Here is a 17145-nt window from a genome sequence, read left to right on the forward strand (position 1 = left end):
GCGTAACGATATCGGCTGAGGGACGGACTTACTACAATGATGAGTCCGTAATTAATTGGCAGGAGTCCAGGCATGGTCGACCCACTCGCAGAAGTCATCACGCTGCTGAAGCCGCGCGCGGTGTATTCGAAAGTAATCAGCGGCGCCGGCGCCTGGGCTGTGCGCTATTCCGCGTTCGGCCAGCCCAGCTTCTGCACCATGCTGGAGGGCGAATGTGTGCTGGCCGTGGATGGGCAGCCGCCCCTCACGCTGGCGGCCGGGGATTTTTTGCTGATGCCGGCCACGCCCGGGTTCACGATGTCCGGGGTGGCGCCGTCGGCTCCCATCTTTATCGATCCCAAGGCCGGTCCCGCGCCCGAGGGTGAAATTCGGCATGGCCATCCTCAGGGCCCACCCGACGTGCGCATGCTGGGCGGTTACTTCGCGTTTGATTCGCCCGATGCGGCCCTGCTGGTCTCGCTGCTGCCGGCCGTGTTGCATGTGCGCGGCATAGGGCGGCTACCGCTGCTGGTGCAACTGGTGAGGGAGGAGTCCACGGCACAGCGGCCCGGCCGCGAACTGGTGCTGGGGCGACTCATTGAGGTGCTGCTCATCGAGGCGCTGCGCGGCGCGCCCACCGAAGGCGCGCCGCCGGGCCTGTTGCGCGCCCTGGCCGACAGCCGGCTGGCCGCCGCGATGCGCCACATGCACGGCGAGCCCGCGCGCGCCTGGACGGTGCTGGAGCTCGCGAAGAAGGCGGCGCTGTCGAGATCGGCCTTCTTCGAACGCTTCTCGCGCGCCGTCGGCCTGCCGCCCATGGAGTACCTGCTGGCCTGGCGCATGGCCCTCGCCAAAGACCTGCTCAGCCGCGGTGGCATTGCCATGGCCGAGGTGGCCGAACGTGTGGGCTACAGCTCGGCCAGTACCTTCAGCACGGCTTTCAGCCGGCATGTGGGGCAGGCGCCCGGGCGGTATGCGCGGCGGCTGTCGCCTGCCGCTTTGTAGCGCCTGCCGCGGGGCCCTCAGGCGGCCAGCGCCGGCCTGGCGGTGCGCGCGGCGTCCCGGCTCAGCTGGAACACCGAGACTGCGCGCGACAGCTGCACCGACTGCTCGTCCAGGCTGGCCGCGGCCGCGGCGGCCTGCTCCACCAGGGCCGCGTTCTGCTGTGTGGCCTTGTCCATGTGCGAGACCGCCTGGTTGACCTGGTCTATGCCGCTGCTCTGCTCGCGGCTGGCGGCGGTGATCTCGCCCATGATGGTGGTCACGCCCTGCACCGACTGCATGATCTCCGTCATGGTCTGGCGCGCCTCGCTCACCAGGCAGTTGCCCAGTTCCACCTTTTTGACCGAATCGCCTATCAGCGTCTTGATTTCCCTGGCCGCGCCGGCCGAACGCTGCGCGAGGTTGCGCACTTCCGAGGCCACCACCGCGAAGCCCTTGCCCTGTTCCCCGGCGCGCGCGGCCTCTACCGCCGCGTTCAAGGCCAGGAGGTTGGTCTGGAAGGCGATGCCGTCGATCACGCCGATGATGCCCGCGATCCTGTTCGCCGAATCGTGGATGTCGTCCATGGTCGCGCCCACGCGGGCGACCGCATCGCCGCCCCTGGCCGCGACCTCGGAGGCCGACACCACCAGCCGGTTGGCCTCCAGCGCGCTGTCGGCATTCTGTTTCACCGTCGCGGAAAACTGCTCCATGCTGGCGGCGGTTTCCTCCAGGCTCGAGGCATGGGTTTCGGTGCGGCTCGACAAATCCATGTTGCCCGCGGCGATTTCGCTGGTCGCGATGCCCATGGACGCCACGTTGGCGCGCACGTCGCCGATGATGGCGACCAGGTTCACGTTCATCTGCTGCAGGGCGCGCAGCAGCTGGCCCACGTCGTCGCCGCGCTGCGTTTCCAGCTTGCCCGACAGGTCGCCGCCGGCGATGGTGCGCGCGGCCTGGGTGGCGGCGCGCAGCGGCAGCACGATGCCGGTGTGCAGCGAATAAGCCGTCCACAGCGCGCCGGCCACGCCCAGCGCGGCGGCGCCGGCAAACCATGCGGCCACACCGCCGTCCAATGCCGTGAAGCCGGCCCAGCCCATGCCGGCAAACAGCGCAAGCATCGCGAACAGCGCAGTGCCCATGCGCGCGCGTATCGACATATTTTTCAGCGCGGCAAAAGCGCCGGCCATGCCTGTGCGCACGGCCCGGCCCTGCCGCAGGGCGATGCCGTCCGCCTGCCCGGCCATGATGCGGCGGTAGAGCCGGTCCGCCGCCTCGACCTGCGCCCGGCTGGGCTTGTTGCGCACCGACATATAGCCGGTGGCCCGGCCGTTCTCCATGACCGGCGTGACGTTGGCGGCGACCCAGTAGTGGTCGCCGTTCTTGCGCCGGTTCTTGACCACGCCGTTCCACGGGATGCCGTCCTTGAGCGTGTCCCACAGGTCGGCAAAGGCTTCGGGCGGCATGTCCGGGTGGCGCACCAGGTTGTGCGGCGCGCCCAGCAACTCCTCCTCGGCGTAGCCGCTGACCTCGACGAAGTAGGGATTGACGTAGGTGATCCTGCCTTTCAGGTCGGTCTTGGAGACGATGGGCTTGCCGTCCTGCATGGCGTATTCGACATCGGTCACCGGGAGATTGCTGCGCACGGGCTTTCCTTTTTTTGGGGGGGCATGGCGGCGCGCTCCACCTCGGGGCGCTGTCCGATGCGAAAAGTTTACGGAGGGCGGGGTGCTTGAGCCTTGATCCACATCAAGGCTGGGCCAGCCGGCACGGCGGAGTTTGAAGGCCGGCTTTTCGCCTGGCCCCTGTTGTACGGATGCCGCATTGTTGCGGCCCCGCCGTGCTGCCGGGTAAACCGCCTGCCCCTGCGCACAGGATTTTTCAGCTTGAAAGTTATAGTGAAGACCGTATGTTCAACGCATTCCTCGCACTGCTGCGCAGGGCCCTGAGGCCCACAGCGCAAACACGCGCGATCCTCAGGGACGAGCGAAGCGAAGGGAACTTGCGCTACCTCGGTGCCACTTATTCGAGCGACGGAAACCTGGTCATCGAAGGCCAGGACCTTGGCGATGCGGTCGAGGCTGCGTTTGGGTATCGCGAATATGAATGGACGTGGACCATTGCCCGCACCGACCTGCCAAAGCTGGCCGCGGCACTCGATACAAGCGCCGACCTGATGGCCGCCCTCGAGAGCCGTTTTGAGGGTCCCGCTGCCGCGGGCCTCGCCGCCTTCCTTCAAGAGCACAGGATTCCCTATGAAAGCTGGAGCCGGATCGGTGACTGATTTCCTGCTTATCGGTGAGCCCGGCTCTTCCACGCGGCAGACGACCGCGGGAGGGCCACCACCGCTTTCCCTTGAATTTCTGGAGATGAAACCGCTATGTCCATGATCGGAAACTGCCTGAAGTTGTCAGAAGCCCAATTGGCCGCCGTTATCGAAGACCCGGAGGAGGCAATAGCACTCGCCTATCCAGAAGATGACCGGCATCCCGGCGCCCTGGATCTGGATAAGTCTTGGCACCTGATTCACTTTCTGCTCAATGGCGAGGCATGGGGAGGGGAGCCGCCACTGGGTAACGTCATTCTTGGCGGCACGGAATTGGCGGACACCGATGCCGGCTATGGGCCGTTCCGCTACCTGCTGGCTTCCGAAGTTCGCGAATCGTCATTGGCACTGGCGAAGGTTTCGGCCGATGATGTGTGGAGTGGTTTCGACAGCCAACGGGTCAAAGACGCCGACATCTATCCCGAGCCCTGGGTGGGCGATGAGACGGAACGAACGTACATCAAGCATCACTATGAAGCCCTGCGCGAATACTTCGCGCAGGCCGCGGAGCAAGGGGCGGCCATGCTCCTGTACATATCGTGATGCAAATCTGAGACCTTGCTCTCCAACGAAATGACCCATGAAAACGGGCGATTGCCGACCTAGAACACCCATGTCCATGAAACCCGAGGTCCAAGCCAACAAAATTGTCGTCCTGTCCGGCTCCGGGGTCAGTGCGGAAAGCGGCCTGCCGACCTTCCGGGACTCCGGCGGCCTCTGGAAGACGTTCTCGTGGCAGGAAGTGGCGAGCCCTGAAGGCTGGAAGCTGCGTCCTGAATCAGTGCTGGCCTTCTACAACGAGCGCAGGCTGCTGGCATGGCAGGCCAAACCCAACGCGGCGCACGCGGCCATCGCCTCGCTCGAGGCCGCCTACGACGTGGTCGTCATCACACAAAACGTCGACGAGCTCCACGAGCGGGCCGGCTCCAGCAAGGTCATCCACGTGCACGGCGAACTGGCTTATGCGCGGGGTACCTCCGACACTCCCAAACGCTACCGGATTGAGGGCGAACCCATTTCCATGGGCCAGCTCTGCGAAGACGGCACCCAGCTCAGGCCCGACATCGTCTGGTTCGGGGAAGAGATGCGGTTTTTCGAGGAGGCGCGCATGCACCTCGCCACTGCCGCAAGAGTGCTGGTGGTAGGCACCTCCCTCTCCGTTTACCCCGCCGCTTCGCTGGTCAAGGCTGCTCGCGGCAGGGCCAAAAAAGTGCTTGTCTCCTTCGAGGTCGACAAACTGCCCTACGGATTTAGCTTCCTGCGGGGCAAGGCGACGGAGATCCTGCCTACCCTGGCGGCCACGTGGCTGAAAGAGGCTGGCGAGATGGGGGAATGACCCCATGCAAAGCTGCAAGCCCGGCGGCCGCCTTGCCTGAACCGTGTAGCCTACGCCCATGGATTCCCTGATCACCGCCGCCTCGCGCGCGCTGGCTGCGGGTGACGCGCTGGGCGCCCTCAAGCGGGTGGCCCTGCGCGAGGACCCACCGGCGCTGGCCTTGCGCGGCATTGCCATGGCCCAGCTCGGCGAACACCCACGTGCGCGTGAACTGCTGCGGCGCGCGGCGCGCGGCTTTGGCGCGCACGAAGAGCTGGCGCGTGCGCGTTGCGTGGTCGCCGAGGCCGAGGTGGCGCTGGCCATGCGCGACTTCGCGGGCTCGCCGCGCGCGCTGGCGGCGGCCTCGGCCACGCTGGAGGCGCATGCCGACCCTGCCAATGCGCTGCAGGCCTGGCTGATCACGGCGCGCCGGTATCTGCTGTTGGGCCGGCTCGACGAGGCCAGGGCCGCGCTGGCGCGGCTCGATGCGCGCGGCCTCAGGCCTTCGCTGAGGGCGGTGGCCGAGCTGACCGCGGCCGAGCTGGCCTTGCGCTCGTTGCAGGTCGGCGAGGCGCGCATGGCGCTGGCGCGTGCGCAGGCGGCGGCCGAACGCGCGCAGGTGCCGGCATTGCAGGCCGAAGTGGCGGAGGCGCGGGCCGCGCTTGACAGGCCCGCGGCGCGGCGGCTCACCGCCGGCGGTGAGCAGGCGCTGCGCCTGGACGAGGTGTCGGCGCTGCTGGCCTCGGACGCGCTGGTCGTCGATGCCTGCCGGCACGGGCTGGGCGCCGGCGAGCAATGGCGGTCGCTGGCCCGCCGGCCTGTGCTGTTCGCGCTGGCCCGCGCGCTGGCAGAGGCCTGGCCCGGCGATGCAGAGCGTGAGGCCCTGATCGCGCGTGTGTTCCGCACCCGGCATCCCGATGAAACCCACAGGGCGCGCCTCAGGGTCGAGATAGGCCGGCTGCGCGCGCTGGCCAAACCGCTCGCGGCCATTGAGGCGACCGGCCGGGGTTTTATCTTGCGGCCGCTGGGTGGGCGCGACGTTGCTGTGCTGGCGCCGCCCGTGGACGGGGACCAGGCCTCGCTGATCGCCTTGCTCTCCGACGGCGCGGCCTGGTCCACTTCGGCCCTGGCGCTGGCGCTGGGGGACAGCCAGCGCACCGTGCAGCGCGCGCTGGCCGAGCTGGAGGCAGAAGGGCGGGTGCGCTCCCTGGGCCGGGCGCGGGCGCAGCGCTGGCTGGCGCCGCCGCTGGCCGGATTCACGACGATCTTGTTACTCCCCGCTTCGCTGCCGATTGGATAGAGTCACCTCCATGGCGCCGATGAACGGCGCGACAAGGACCAACGATGACCAGCAAGACCCTCAGCAAAAGGCCCGAACCCAAGGCGCGCCCCGCCGAGATCGTGCGCGAGTACGGCTTCCCCGGCGTCGATGACATCGCCGGCGTCACCCATGACGGCCAGCGCGTCTGGGCCGCCGCGGGCGCGAAGCTGATCGCCTTCGACCCCGCCAGCGGCGAGCAGACGCGCACGCTGGACTGCGCGGGAGACGCCGGCACCGCCTTTGACGGCAAACACCTCTACCAGATCGCCGAGTCGCGCATCGACAAGATAGACCCGGCCACCGGCAAGGTGGTGGCGACCATCCCCGCGCCCGGCAGCGGCAGCGACTCGGGCCTGACCTGGGCAGAAGGCAGCCTGTGGGTCGGCCAGTACCGCGACCGCAGGATTCACCAGGTCGACCCGAAGACAGGCGCGATCCAGCGCACGATTGAATCGAACCGCTTCGTGACCGGCGTGACCTGGGTGGACGGCGAACTCTGGCACGGCACCTGGGAGGGCGACGAGAGCGAGATCCGCCGCATCGACCCCCAGAGCGGCGCCGTGATCGAACGGCTACAGATGCCGGCAGGCGCGGGCGTCAGCGGGCTGGAGTCCGACGGCGCCGACCTGTTTTACGCGGGTGGCGGCAAGAGCGGCAAGGTCCGTGCCGTGCGGCGGCCCAAAGCCGCCTAGAACCCGGCGCCCCGGCGCCTGTATCCCCTCCGGCCCACGGGCCGGCAACGAGCGCACCCGTTTCCAGCACGGGCCGGGCAGCGCTTTGGCCCACGCAAACCTTCAACCCAACCCAGGAGAACACCATGAGCACATCAAGCACCGAAACGAATACCCTGAACCACCCTGTCGTCTCCAGAGACACCTGGCTGGCCGAGCGCAAGACGCTGCTGGCGCAGGAGAAAGAACTTACACGCCTGCGCGACCGCATCGCCGGCGAACGCCGCGCCTTGCCCTGGGTCCATGTCGAAAAGAACTATGTCTTCGACACGCCCGAAGGCAAACGCTCGCTCGCCGATTTGTTTGAAGGCCGGCGCCAGCTCATGGTCCAGCACTTCATGTTCGGCCCGGGCTGGGAGCAGGGCTGCCCGAGCTGCTCTTTTATGGCTGACCATACCGATGGCATGCAAATCCACCTGGAGCACCGCGACATCAGCTTCGTGGCGGTTTCGCGCGCGACGCTGCCCGAGATAGCGCGCTTTCACAGTCGCATGGGCTGGAAGTTCAAGTGGGTGTCGTCCAACGGCAGCGACTTCAACTACGACTTCCACGTGAGCTTCAAACCGGAGGACCGTGTCGACGGCACCGTCCACTACAACTACGGCATGGTGGAATTCCCGGCCGAGGAAGCGCCCGGCATCAGCCTGTTTTACAAGGACAGCGAAGGCCGGATTTTTCACACCTACTCGACCTATGGGCGCGGCGTCGAAGTCATGATAGGCACCTACAGCATGCTGGACCTCGCGCCCAAGGGCCGCGACGAGCGCGACACCTTCTACAAGATGGAATGGATGCGCCACCATGACCGCTACGAGACCCAGGCCGTCTTCACCCCCGCGCCTGTGGCCCATGCGTGCTGCAGCGACAAAGCCTGAGCGGCCCCAGGCAGGCGCAAGCATCGTGGCAAACCTCTGGCCCTGGCTGGCGGTGGCGGGCGTCGGCGCCCTTCACGGGCTGAACCCCGCCAACGGTTGGGCCTGGGCCGCCGCCTGGGGCCTGCGCTCCCGCGACCGCGCGCAGGCGCTGCGGGCCTTGCTGCCGATCGCCGCCGGGCACACCGCCTCGGTCGCGCTGGTGGCCGGCGCCGTGGTGTGGGGCTCGGCCATGGACCGCTTCACGCTGCAAGTGCTCACGGGCGGCCTGCTCGCCGCCTGCGCCGTGCTTCACCTGTCGCGTCGCAGTCCCAGGGCGGCACGCGCACCCGCGGGCAAGGCCGGGCTGGCGCTGGTCTCCTTCATGATGGCGAGCGCGCACGGCGCCGGCCTGATGCTGGTGCCGGCGCTGGTTCCGCTCTGCGCGGGAGAGGCGTCACTGGCGGGGATGGAAGGAGCCGGGCCGTTGGCGCTCGCGCTTGCGGCCGTCGGCGTTCACACCGCGGCCATGCTGGCCGTCACCGGCCTGGTGGCCAGCGGGGTTTGCTGTGGTGTTGATGTGAGCGCCCGCTGGCTGGGCCACCGCAGACCCTAGCCGAGGAGCCGAAACAAGCCGTAGAGGGAAAGCAGGGCGGTCACCACGAGGAATCCGGTCTTGGCCGCGCGGGCGCCGACCAAGGTTCCGATGATGCTGCAGGCCAGGATGGCGCCGAAGATGTAAGTTGTTTTCATGCGCTTGATGGTAAAGCCTGGGCTCCGCTAAAAAGCCCGCTGTGGTGTGAAACCTACGCGCGTAAAACTCAGGCGCGTGACAACCGCCGCGAAGGCTGCGACCCGGCGCGCGGCAGGCTCGCGCTGACCAGCGCCGCGGCCAGCGTGACCAGCCACGAGTAGTAGACCCACAGCAGGAAAGCCAGCAGCGGCGCGAAGGCGCCGTAAATCGTGCGGTAGGTCGGCACGTTGGCCAGGTAGATCGCGAAACCCTGCTTGCCCAGTTCAAACGCGACACCGGCCAGCAAGCCGCCCGCGATTGCATCGCGCCAACGCACCACGGTGTACGGCACAAAGCGGAAAAGGCAGGAAAAGCCGATGGCGCTCAAGGCCATGGGCCCGATGTTCAGCGCATGCGGCAACCAGCCGGGCCGCGCCACCGGCAACCCGCTGGAGGCCGCCGCAAGATAAGACGCGGCCCACAGGCTGGCACCTATCAGCACCGGGCCGGTCAGCAGCATGCCGATGTACAGGCCCAGGCGACGCAGCAGCGGGCGCGGTTTTTTGACCTGCCATATCCGGTTCAGCGTGCCTTCCACACTCATGAGCAGCGCCAGCGCCGACACCAGCAGCAGCGCAAAGCCGACCTGCGTGAGCCCGCCGGTATTGCCCGCGAACTGCGCCAAATGCTTGAGCACCGTCCGCGCGATGCCGTCCGGCAGCAAGCCGCGCAGCAGGTGCTCACGGATCGCGTCCCCGGTCGCATGCAGGGCAGGGATGCGCGCGAACAGCGCAAAACTCAGCGCCAGCAGCGGCACCATGGACATCACCATGGTGAAGGTCAGCCCACCCGCCGACTGCGGAAGCCGCTCTTCCCGCCCGCGCCGGATCAACACGCTGAGCAGGCCGCCCTGGTTTCTGCTGCTGGAGGTTGTCGTCGTTGCCATGCAGGGAATATAGCGAGGGGAATGCGGTTTTACGCCGGGGCTTTGGGAAATGAGGGGATTTGAGGGGTAAACGCGGCGTCTGCGCGACAAAGTGCGGCTGGGTCATGCCGCTGAAGGAAAATGCAGGTTCCGTAGACGCGGAATTTTTTGTTGGCGGCTATAGTGCAAATCTCACTCCGTCGGACAGGCACACGCAGGCCAGGCCATACCGGAGACCTCGAAACTCAGGCAACATGCAATGAACCATCTGGTCCTGCTCGGCGACTCCATTCTCGACAACGGCGCATATACCGCCGGCGGTCCTGCTGTCATCACGCATGTGCAGCGGCAGCTACCCGAGGGTTGGTGCGCTTCCCTGAGCGCGGTGGATGGTTCGACAACTGACGACATCCATTCCCAGCTAAAGACGCTTCCACCGGAGGCCACGCATCTCCTGCTCAGCGTAGGGGGCAACAATGCCTTGCTTCGTGCGGATGTCCTGGAAATGCCTGTCGCCTCGAACGGCGAGGTGCTGCTTCTGCTGTCCGAAGTCGTCCGTGATTTTGAGCTGGGCTATCGGCGGGCGGTAGACGCCTGCCTTGGGTTCAATCTTCCGCTCGTTGTCTGCACGGTTTACCACGGCAATTTTCCGGATGCGAATTACCAGCAACGGGTCGCGGTGGCGCTCACCTTGTTCAATGACGTGGTGATCCGGGTTGCGACTGAAAAACACCTCAAAGTCATAGATCTCCGGCTTGTTTGCACCTCTCCGGACGACTACGCGAATCCCATTGAACCATCCGCCTCTGGCGGAGAAAAGATCGCACAGGCTATCGTCCGTGCCGTCACCGAGCCAGCCTATTCCCTGCGTGGAGCCTATGTTCTTGCTGCCTGATCCTTCAATCGAGAAGTCATGTATCGGCAAACCCTATCATCCCCCGCGCTAAATTCCTGGCCGCAAAAGAATGCCCCTGCCTCGCGTCTACGCCGACTTCAACGCCATTGAATACCTCGATGACGAAAGAACCATGGCGGAAATGGCTCTCACGGGTTATGGGACGTTAGGCAGCCTGGCCCGGCAGGGATTGCGGCTGACAGAAGGAATGGCCTTGCTCCTTTACGAGCCGAACGATATCGAGTGCGAAGCCAGCGTTCATTTTCAGGTGTCTCGCAGGGACCCGGCGGGCAGGATGGGTGAATGGGTTGCGCGGTTCGACCCCCGGAACGTCAAAGACTGCACCCACCCCGGGGAATCTTTCCGACAGCATCCGTGCATTGTGTGCGGCCAGGACTTCATGGATCAAGAATCTGAACGCGCCAGAAACTACACCGAGAACTGCACTGCTTGCGGCGCAAGCATCATGGAACCCATGGCGCCGGCTAAGAAGATCGACCCCTTGCATGCAAGCTCAGGCACTGAATGACCCTTCATCTCTTGAACACCCGAAAACTCGCTGCCGAGCTGGCGGACGGCAAGCTCTCCGAGCGAACCGGTATGCACTACATGCTGGCCGGAGCCCTCCTCTACGCGTACAACACCTACTGGGCCTTGTGGTTCGGCTCGTACCGCGACGGCTGGTTTTTCCTCGAACTCTTTGCATTCGTCACTATCAGCTGGTTCGGTGTGCTCGAGTGTTACAAGGCCAACGGAGAGGACAAAGGTACTGACTTCATACTGCGTTTTTGCGCCTTGGCTGTTCCTGCCGGCTTCAAGATCGCCGTCCTGGGGCTGGTCGCGGGCCAGGCCCTCTACTTCGGGTCTGACTATGTTCTTGATGCGCGAACATTTCGCGACCCGGCCCTGGTTTACCGCTATCTCTACTTCGCTCTTACTGTCTCGCTCTCTTTTGTCTATTACTGGCGAATCACGCATCACATGGCGTCTATTCGGAAAGCCCGGGAATCACGGGAGACCCCCTGAGCCATTCGTCAATGAGGTCTCTGCGGCAAGCCATAGCCCCCCTTTACCCAAAACTTCAAGAACCATGAAAACCCGCATCATGTATATCGAGTCGAAGGCCGACGGTCTGGTCGGTCCAGCCCGCATTGGCCGCGTGAGCTTCTCGAAAACGGGCGCCTCGCTCAGCTACCGGGGCAAGACTTTTCAAAGCCTGAAAGGCAAAGGCTTCAAGTCAAACTACTTTGATGTGGAGACCCGCGACCGCTACTGGATATCCGGCCCCCGCAAGGACGGCAGGGATCGCCTGTACCCGACGAATATTCCCGTTGCGGTTGACGCCGATGTCCATGATGAGTACTGGAAAGGCATTCGCGGCCGGTCCGTACCTCCAAGGAAAGAGCATGATGCTTGACCGCTGCATCGAGGTGCCAGGCCGCCTATGACCCGCTACATAGCCGCCCGTCGCAGAAGGAACAAGCAGCCCTTGTCCGGGGAGCTCATTCACAGGGTAACGGCTCGCCTTTTTCCAAAGCGCAGCGACTATGGGATCAACTCCTACGAAGACATCGCTCTGGAGCTGGCGAAATTCGGTATCTTGAACCGGGGCGATTTCACTCGGCTGATGAAACGCCACAGACGGGAACTCATCCGCAATGACCGGAATCGGCTCGCCCCAGGGGAAATCAAACACTTCTGCGAGATTTTCGGCGAAGCCTTTGTCAAGGATGCCCTCAGGCGGCAATATTGGTTCGCATTGCCTGCGATGATTCGAATCGCGATGGAGTTGCAGTTCGGTGAGGACGCCGCAGTGTACGAAGATGCCACTTAACCGGCCTGCCACATGCCCCTGCCATTCCTTATCTCCTGCAAGCTACCCGCTGTCCGCCTGTATGAACTGGGGGATGGCCGCTTTCAGCTGATTGAGCAAGGCCCCATCGCACCGTTGATGTCGGGCTATCGCTATCTCATCGTGGAGCGGGCGCTTGCTTTGTTCCTTGATCAACTTGGACTTGAGCGAGCAAGGCAGGAGCCGGCCGTGCTGTTCAATCGAGCCACAGGCGAGGAGATGCGCACCCATGTTCGCCTTCACATCAGCCAGTTTCTTACGCAAAACATGCTGGCCGACCTCCCGCTTGAAGGATTGCGCTTGCTGACCTTCAATGATGAGTACTACTTTGCAAGCCCTGAACTGAAAGCCTGCCTGGAGGCCAGTCCGTTTGGCTACCTGCAGTTCAGCGAGGGTTTCAGTGGGTTTGCGGGGAATGCGGTCTGACCCGGCCCTAGTACCATCGTCCTTATGAAAATTTTTGGGTATACGAACCAGCAAGCCGGACCTGAGTCTGTCGTTCCCGAGGAACTGGCGGAGGTCACCTTGTGTGCAACGCCGGGTGAACTCCGGCGCATCGGTGAGTTCCTCGTCTTTTGTGCCGCGGAGATGGAGCGCATGGGCGATGCCTATGACCATGTTCACTTGAGCGATCGCATAAAGGAATTTGGTGTTTCCTCACCGCATTTTGTTGTCGCCAGAGCGGAGGCCGTGTGATCTCCCTGAATCTTTCAACCAGACACCAGACGGCGTTGCTTCAGTGATGCCAGCGGTTCTCCAACTTACTTGCCTATGCTGAAACGAGAAGACGCTGCCGTTCTCTATGAGATCTATGACCGTGCGATCCGTGTGCTGACGGAATCGGAGGACTTGGTCTTCCGGCTGCAAAAGGACGAGGGCGGTAAGGCGCGAGTCGAGGCGTACGGAGAGGTTATCACCGACATCCTGTGGAAACTGCGAGCGCCGCTCGTCATCCAGTATCCGGATCTCGATACCAGTGTTCCAGAGGGACCCCCTGACACGCAGCTTGACCCGGAAGAGCAGGAGTCTGTTGACCAGCTTACGCCCGAACAGGTGCGGGCCATCGATGATGTGCTGTTGGCGGGGTGTGCGACTTCATGGCGAAAGGTCGCCAGGGTGGTCGGTGATGCCATTGGGAGGCTTTTCAGCCAGTTCCCTGACGTGCCTGCCGGCTACTATGCACAGAGAGTGATCCTCCTGGTCCAGGCGGGCCATCTCGAATCCCAAGGGAGCCTGGAATACATGCGCTACAGCGAAGTCCGCCTGATTGGCGCAGGATCCGGGGAGAAGCCTGACGGAGCACCCCATGAATAGCCCCGCCGCGGAAGCCCTGAGCCTCCTGGTGCTGCAACTGAACGCCAAAATGAATGACAGCCTTGCGTTCGTGAAAGAGAAGGGCGAGCCCGAGGAATTCACCGCATACCGGCTGCAGGCCGCCGAAGTCATGGGCGCATTACATGGAATTGCTGAAACCCTGTATGCCCGGCATCCGCATTTGAGGCCTGCCGAACTTGGCGGTACTTATTCGATAGACCCCGCTGTTTTCAAGGACCGGTTCTATGTGCCAGAGCAGAACGACGATGTGCAGGGTGGATGAATGTTCAAAATCACCAACCCCTTCAATCGAGAAAACGTATTGGTGCTGAACCTCACGGTTCTCTCCGCCATTCTTGGCGTGGCGGCGGCGGTTTTAAGCAATTGCGGAATCGGCCTCTTTTTGGAAACCGATACTTGGTGCAGTCCACTGACATGGTTTGTGGGCTCGTTTTTTGCGATCATCGCCGCGCTCATAGGAGGCCTGCCCGTCTGGTTCCTGTTCAAGCGCTTTGGGCTGCAGAGGCACTGGCAATATGTCCTGGGCGGCGTGTTCTGTGCATTGCCCTTTTGGTACGGGCTGGCCCAGCCCTTCGATTCCGCGCGTTGGCACCATGCTGGCGGATACGACTCGCTCACCTATCTGGGGTCGGGTGCGTTTGGCGGACTTTTCTTCTGGTTGTGCTCACAGCGGTTACGCAAGGGCGCATTGCAGCCGGATGACCCGCGCGAGCAGCGCTAGTTAAAACACAGTCTTATGTCTCCTCAAACTACTCGCAGTCTCTACTGGTGGGCGGGGCCTTTTCTCGCAATCGCTCTGGTCACTTTTTCTGTTCTTGGCCACGGCGGTCCGGGCTTCTTTTTCCTGTCGCTAGTAGGTGCTTGCCTGTTCATGTTTGTGACCCCGCTGATCCAGTTTTTTCTGCTCAACACGAAGAAATGCAAGGATCGCCATGGCGCTGCTTGCGCTGCTGCGCTGCTGGTTACCCTGATGACGCTCTGCTTTCCAGTCTTCATGGGCCTGTTTAACTTCCACTAAAGTGGCGAAGGCGTACCAGGAACTAACTTGGCGACAAAATCAGAAAAACTCTTTGCGGCGTATGCGCGATTTGCGCAAACCATTGTCGGCATTCCGGATGAAAAGGCGTGGGAGCTGTGTCAGGTCGCTGCCGGGGTTCCGGCCTTCGTCGACGAGGTCCGTTCACGCGATCCCAAGCCGACAAGTTCGCAGATCATCACTGGCCTGGAGCAGGGTTTGAGGGAAATGCCTAGCCTTATTGGCGAGGTTGATAGTCAGTGGCGCGGGGCGGTTTCAAAAGCGCTGCATGATGCACTCACCGCGGAGTATCCCGAGTTTCTGCAACTCGAGACGGCGCGTCTGGAGAAAGTCATGGCGCGGGGAAAAATCAGGACTGAGGCCGAGTTTTACCTGGTGAGGCACAAGATCGATGTTCTTGAGGGGGAACCTGAGTTGTCTGAGCAGTTGAGGAGTCTCTATGCATTGGTTGAGGCATTTGAAGCGCGCGGCTAAGCCGGCCTTCAATTTGAAACATATGAAAACCAGCACGGCACATTGGATGATTTTCCCGACGGGAGTGAGTATGTTCTTTGCCGGATCGATCAATACGGGTTCACAACACCAGGGACGGCTTCGCTACAAACGAGGCGCCCCGGCTGTCTTCAATCCTGGAGCACACCAGTGACCCGGTTCACCATTCGACTGGGCGGCCTGCTCATTTTTGCTTTTGCCTTGGGCGGCGTGTTTTTTTTAACCACGATCGACAGTGTTTTTCACGGCGGGTTTGCAAAATCCGCCAAGATCTTCTGGCTGCCATTTGGGGTGGCCATCTTCGGCTTCGTGTATTTCAAGCGCAAGGCACTTGCCGAGTTGTCGCCCAATCCCTGGCGGCCGTGGGTGATGGCGGCCATCTATTACCCGCTGTCCTTATGGTTCGGCTGGGGCTATCTGATGGCCATCAATACCTTGTCCGTGGATGCGCTTCCCACGGCCTACAGCGGGCCGGTGACCGCGAAGTATGTGGTCACAGGAAGGCGGCCGACGACTTACAACATCCGTTTTCTGGATGGCCCCAGCGGGGAAAGCATTGAAGTCCGTTTGCTGCCCGAAGCCTATTCGAAGGTTGAAGTGGGCGCCACTTACTGCGCCGCCTTCCATCGCGGACTCCTGGGCATCCCCTTTCGGCAACGGGCTACTTCCAGCTCAGCGTCCGGCGCCGGCTGTGCGGGCTGAAAGAAGTCCATGGAAATGCAAGAACACGATAAAAGTAAACCAACAACGCTGGTTGTACCCCTAGCCACCTTCGTTGTCTCACTTTGCATTCTGGGGGCTCTGATGTACTACTCGGCCGCATACCCCTATCCAAGCGGGAGACGACTTGGCTTGATGAGTTTTGTGATGCTCTGGTTGCGGGAGATCGTCATTCTGGTCTTTGCGGTAGGTGCTTTGGCTTTGCTTGTTGTCTGCCGGAGCTTGGCTGTTACCAAAGACCCCGTGAGATGACCCAGCCTGCTGAAGTCGAAGGAATGGAGTTCGATTGGTTTGCCATGGACTCAAGGGGGAGCATCGCCCTGTTTGCAACGGCGGGAGCCGGATTTGTGCCTCCGCTCGTCCTTTCGCATGCCGGCGAGCACGACGCCATCTCCCAGGGCATTCTCTCCCCGCATTGGGGTACCGAAAAGGTGTGGGACGTCTATGCCGGCCTTGGGCTGTGGGTGTATGACTGGAAACTTCACGAGGGCCCGTACTTTTGTGTGCGCAAGCCAAGCCACGAAATGGCGGATGGCCTTCGCCGGAGGCTGCTGGGCGTTTCGTCATTACCCCGCTTTGAAGGTAAATTTCAGCATGGCGGAACCATCACCTCGATACTGGAATTCCCATGACACGTAGAAAACTCAAGTTTGGTGACCTATGAGCATGGAAAAGATTCATGAGCCTGCGGGGCGAGCCACAGCGCGGAGCTACCGGGGCTACGGCTTGTTTGGCGGGGTCGCGGTAGGCCTCTTCGCCGGCGTCCTGGTCAGCGGGCCCCACTTTGAGGAGTGGTCCGCCGCTGCATCGCTTGCGCTCATCCTCGCCTGTGCTGCCGGTGGTGCCTTGATCGGCTGGCTGTTCCTGTCCATCGCGGCGGGGTCGGTGGCGGGTGGGGGCGCCTGGGGGGCGGGGCATGTGGGGGAAGGAGATGCTTCAGGTGTTGGCGGTCACGGCGGTGGGGGAGATGACGGTGGCGATGCCTGACGAGCAGCGGGTCCCTAAACCCGCAAGCACCCAAGGCTACGCCGAGCAAGCCGAGGCGCTGATTCCCCAGTACGAAGCCATTCCCTTTGTCAAACGCCACGAGGCCGAACTGCATCTTTTGCCGACGGCCCCCAGCCGCATCCTGGACATAGGCGCGGGGACCGGCGTCGATGCGGCCTGGTTTGCAGAGCAAGCGCACAGCGTCCTGGCCGTGGAGCCGACTGCGGAATTTCTGACGGCGGCCATGCGCCTTCACCCCTCGCCTTTGATCGAATGGCTGGACGATACCTTGCCTGGATTGGAGCGAGTGCTGTCGCGCGGGCAGCGCTTTGACGTCGTCATGCTGAGCGCTGTGTGGATGCACCTTGACGAAACGGAGCGTAGCGCCGGCATGCCCAAGCTGGCGTCGCTGCTGGCGCCTGGCGGCCTGATCCTCTTGTCACTCCGGCATGGCCCGATTCCCGCCGGGCGGCGCATGTTTGAGGTTTCCGGCGAGGAGACGATAGAGCTTGCGCGGCAGCATGGGCTTGAAGTTGTGCTGAATACGCTAACAGGATCCTTGCAGCCGGGAAATCTTGCGGCGGACGTCACCTGGACCCGGCTCGCCTTCAGACGAGGAGGCTAGCAGCCCCTGGCAACGCCAAGGGCCTGCGCGCCTCACGCTTC

At 63.1% G+C, this 17145-nt stretch carries 27 protein-coding genes; 24 read left to right on the plus strand and 3 right to left on the minus strand.

All coding sequences use genetic code 11. The features are described from left to right. The first annotated feature begins 72 nt into the window (after positions 1 to 72). Complete coding sequence (locus ACSQ27_RS00520) at positions 73 to 984, plus strand: AraC family transcriptional regulator (protein WP_436153529.1); 912 nt, start codon at positions 73 to 75, stop codon at positions 982 to 984. Between the two features lie 17 nt (positions 985 to 1001). Here the strand turns inward: ACSQ27_RS00520 and ACSQ27_RS00525 are convergent, their stop codons facing one another. Further along, positions 1002 to 2606: a methyl-accepting chemotaxis protein gene (locus tag ACSQ27_RS00525; RefSeq protein WP_436153530.1), complete on the minus strand. Its 1605-nt coding sequence runs from the start codon at positions 2604 to 2606 to the stop codon at positions 1002 to 1004. Positions 2607 to 2869: 263 nt separating this feature from the next. Here ACSQ27_RS00525 and ACSQ27_RS00530 point away from each other — a divergent pair, with 263 nt between their 5' ends. The 7 genes from ACSQ27_RS00530 (at position 2870) to ACSQ27_RS00560 (ending at position 8120) form a co-directional block, all read left to right on the plus strand. Further along, positions 2870 to 3244: a hypothetical protein gene (locus tag ACSQ27_RS00530; RefSeq protein ID WP_436153531.1), complete on the plus strand. Its 375-nt coding sequence runs from the start codon at positions 2870 to 2872 to the stop codon at positions 3242 to 3244. 96 nt (positions 3245 to 3340) lie between these two features. Beyond that, positions 3341 to 3829: a YfbM family protein gene (locus tag ACSQ27_RS00535; RefSeq protein ID WP_436153532.1), complete on the plus strand. Its 489-nt coding sequence runs from the start codon at positions 3341 to 3343 to the stop codon at positions 3827 to 3829. A 70-nt stretch (positions 3830 to 3899) separates the two neighbouring features. Next, positions 3900 to 4622 (plus strand): SIR2 family NAD-dependent protein deacylase, encoded by a 723-nt coding sequence (locus ACSQ27_RS00540; RefSeq protein WP_436153533.1) that lies wholly within the window; start codon positions 3900 to 3902, stop codon positions 4620 to 4622. A 58-nt stretch (positions 4623 to 4680) separates the two neighbouring features. Next, the gene (locus ACSQ27_RS00545; protein ID WP_436153534.1) at positions 4681 to 5901 is read left to right on the plus strand and encodes a helix-turn-helix domain-containing protein; all 1221 of its coding nucleotides are present in this window, start codon (positions 4681 to 4683) and stop codon (positions 5899 to 5901) included. A gap of 44 nt (positions 5902 to 5945) precedes the next feature. Continuing rightward, on the plus strand, positions 5946 to 6614 hold the full coding sequence (locus tag ACSQ27_RS00550; protein WP_436153535.1) for a Vgb family protein: 669 nt from the start codon (positions 5946 to 5948) through the stop codon (positions 6612 to 6614). A gap of 125 nt (positions 6615 to 6739) precedes the next feature. Then, complete coding sequence (locus tag ACSQ27_RS00555) at positions 6740 to 7528, plus strand: DUF899 domain-containing protein (RefSeq protein WP_436153536.1); 789 nt, start codon at positions 6740 to 6742, stop codon at positions 7526 to 7528. A gap of 25 nt (positions 7529 to 7553) precedes the next feature. Beyond that, the gene (locus ACSQ27_RS00560) at positions 7554 to 8120 is read left to right on the plus strand and encodes a hypothetical protein (RefSeq protein WP_436153537.1); all 567 of its coding nucleotides are present in this window, start codon (positions 7554 to 7556) and stop codon (positions 8118 to 8120) included. Here the strand turns inward: ACSQ27_RS00560 and ACSQ27_RS00565 are convergent. Continuing rightward, a complete protein-coding gene (locus tag ACSQ27_RS00565) occupies positions 8117 to 8257 on the minus strand; it encodes a hypothetical protein (RefSeq protein WP_436153538.1) in 141 nt (46 codons plus the stop codon). The genes ACSQ27_RS00560 and ACSQ27_RS00565 overlap by 4 nt on opposite strands. 68 nt (positions 8258 to 8325) lie before the next feature. Next, positions 8326 to 9183: a YhjD/YihY/BrkB family envelope integrity protein gene (locus ACSQ27_RS00570; RefSeq protein WP_436153539.1), complete on the minus strand. Its 858-nt coding sequence runs from the start codon at positions 9181 to 9183 to the stop codon at positions 8326 to 8328. A 238-nt stretch (positions 9184 to 9421) separates the two neighbouring features. Here ACSQ27_RS00570 and ACSQ27_RS00575 point away from each other — a divergent pair, with 238 nt between their 5' ends. The 16 genes from ACSQ27_RS00575 to ACSQ27_RS00650 all read left to right on the plus strand — a co-directional run bounded on the left by ACSQ27_RS00575 (position 9422) and on the right by ACSQ27_RS00650 (position 17104). Further along, positions 9422 to 10057, plus strand: a complete 636-nt coding sequence (locus tag ACSQ27_RS00575) for an SGNH/GDSL hydrolase family protein (RefSeq protein WP_436153540.1) — start codon at positions 9422 to 9424, stop codon at positions 10055 to 10057. A gap of 70 nt (positions 10058 to 10127) precedes the next feature. Beyond that, the gene (locus ACSQ27_RS00580) at positions 10128 to 10586 is read left to right on the plus strand and encodes a hypothetical protein (protein WP_436153541.1); all 459 of its coding nucleotides are present in this window, start codon (positions 10128 to 10130) and stop codon (positions 10584 to 10586) included. 11 nt (positions 10587 to 10597) lie between these two features. Beyond that, the gene (locus tag ACSQ27_RS00585) at positions 10598 to 11083 is read left to right on the plus strand and encodes a hypothetical protein (protein WP_436153542.1); all 486 of its coding nucleotides are present in this window, start codon (positions 10598 to 10600) and stop codon (positions 11081 to 11083) included. Positions 11084 to 11147: 64 nt separating this feature from the next. After that, complete coding sequence (locus tag ACSQ27_RS00590; protein WP_436153543.1) at positions 11148 to 11474, plus strand: 1-deoxy-D-xylulose-5-phosphate synthase; 327 nt, start codon at positions 11148 to 11150, stop codon at positions 11472 to 11474. Between the two features lie 27 nt (positions 11475 to 11501). Then, positions 11502 to 11891, plus strand: coding sequence for a hypothetical protein (locus ACSQ27_RS00595; protein WP_436153544.1), 390 nt, complete (start codon positions 11502 to 11504; stop codon positions 11889 to 11891). A 12-nt stretch (positions 11892 to 11903) separates the two neighbouring features. After that, on the plus strand, positions 11904 to 12335 hold the full coding sequence (locus tag ACSQ27_RS00600) for a hypothetical protein (RefSeq protein ID WP_436153545.1): 432 nt from the start codon (positions 11904 to 11906) through the stop codon (positions 12333 to 12335). Between the two features lie 24 nt (positions 12336 to 12359). Beyond that, on the plus strand, positions 12360 to 12605 hold the full coding sequence (locus ACSQ27_RS00605; protein WP_436153546.1) for an Imm32 family immunity protein: 246 nt from the start codon (positions 12360 to 12362) through the stop codon (positions 12603 to 12605). A gap of 75 nt (positions 12606 to 12680) precedes the next feature. After that, positions 12681 to 13223 (plus strand): DUF3658 domain-containing protein, encoded by a 543-nt coding sequence (locus ACSQ27_RS00610; RefSeq protein WP_436153547.1) that lies wholly within the window; start codon positions 12681 to 12683, stop codon positions 13221 to 13223. Next, positions 13216 to 13506 carry a hypothetical protein gene (locus ACSQ27_RS00615; protein WP_436153548.1) on the plus strand — a complete coding sequence of 97 codons (291 nt, stop codon included), beginning with the start codon at positions 13216 to 13218 and terminating at the stop codon, positions 13504 to 13506. Before ACSQ27_RS00610 ends, ACSQ27_RS00615 begins: the two co-directional genes overlap by 8 nt. Next, a complete protein-coding gene (locus tag ACSQ27_RS00620) occupies positions 13507 to 13965 on the plus strand; it encodes a hypothetical protein (RefSeq protein WP_436153549.1) in 459 nt (152 codons plus the stop codon). It abuts the gene before it with no gap. A 15-nt stretch (positions 13966 to 13980) separates the two neighbouring features. Then, the gene (locus ACSQ27_RS00625) at positions 13981 to 14262 is read left to right on the plus strand and encodes a hypothetical protein (protein WP_436153550.1); all 282 of its coding nucleotides are present in this window, start codon (positions 13981 to 13983) and stop codon (positions 14260 to 14262) included. 27 nt (positions 14263 to 14289) lie between these two features. Further along, the gene (locus tag ACSQ27_RS00630; protein ID WP_436153551.1) at positions 14290 to 14754 is read left to right on the plus strand and encodes a hypothetical protein; all 465 of its coding nucleotides are present in this window, start codon (positions 14290 to 14292) and stop codon (positions 14752 to 14754) included. A gap of 168 nt (positions 14755 to 14922) precedes the next feature. Next, positions 14923 to 15474, plus strand: a complete 552-nt coding sequence (locus ACSQ27_RS00635; protein WP_436153552.1) for a hypothetical protein — start codon at positions 14923 to 14925, stop codon at positions 15472 to 15474. Between the two features lie 9 nt (positions 15475 to 15483). Next, positions 15484 to 15744 carry a hypothetical protein gene (locus ACSQ27_RS00640; RefSeq protein WP_436153553.1) on the plus strand — a complete coding sequence of 87 codons (261 nt, stop codon included), beginning with the start codon at positions 15484 to 15486 and terminating at the stop codon, positions 15742 to 15744. Next, positions 15741 to 16124, plus strand: a complete 384-nt coding sequence (locus ACSQ27_RS00645; RefSeq protein WP_436153554.1) for a hypothetical protein — start codon at positions 15741 to 15743, stop codon at positions 16122 to 16124. The genes ACSQ27_RS00640 and ACSQ27_RS00645 overlap by 4 nt, the downstream gene beginning before the upstream one ends. Positions 16125 to 16471: 347 nt before the next feature. Continuing rightward, positions 16472 to 17104: a class I SAM-dependent methyltransferase gene (locus ACSQ27_RS00650; protein ID WP_436155374.1), complete on the plus strand. Its 633-nt coding sequence runs from the start codon at positions 16472 to 16474 to the stop codon at positions 17102 to 17104. Positions 17105 to 17145 lie beyond the last annotated feature (41 nt).

Origin of the sequence: Polaromonas sp. LjRoot131, assembly GCF_964252805.1 — a bacterium.
Taxonomy (GTDB): Bacteria; Pseudomonadota; Gammaproteobacteria; order Burkholderiales; family Burkholderiaceae_C; genus Polaromonas.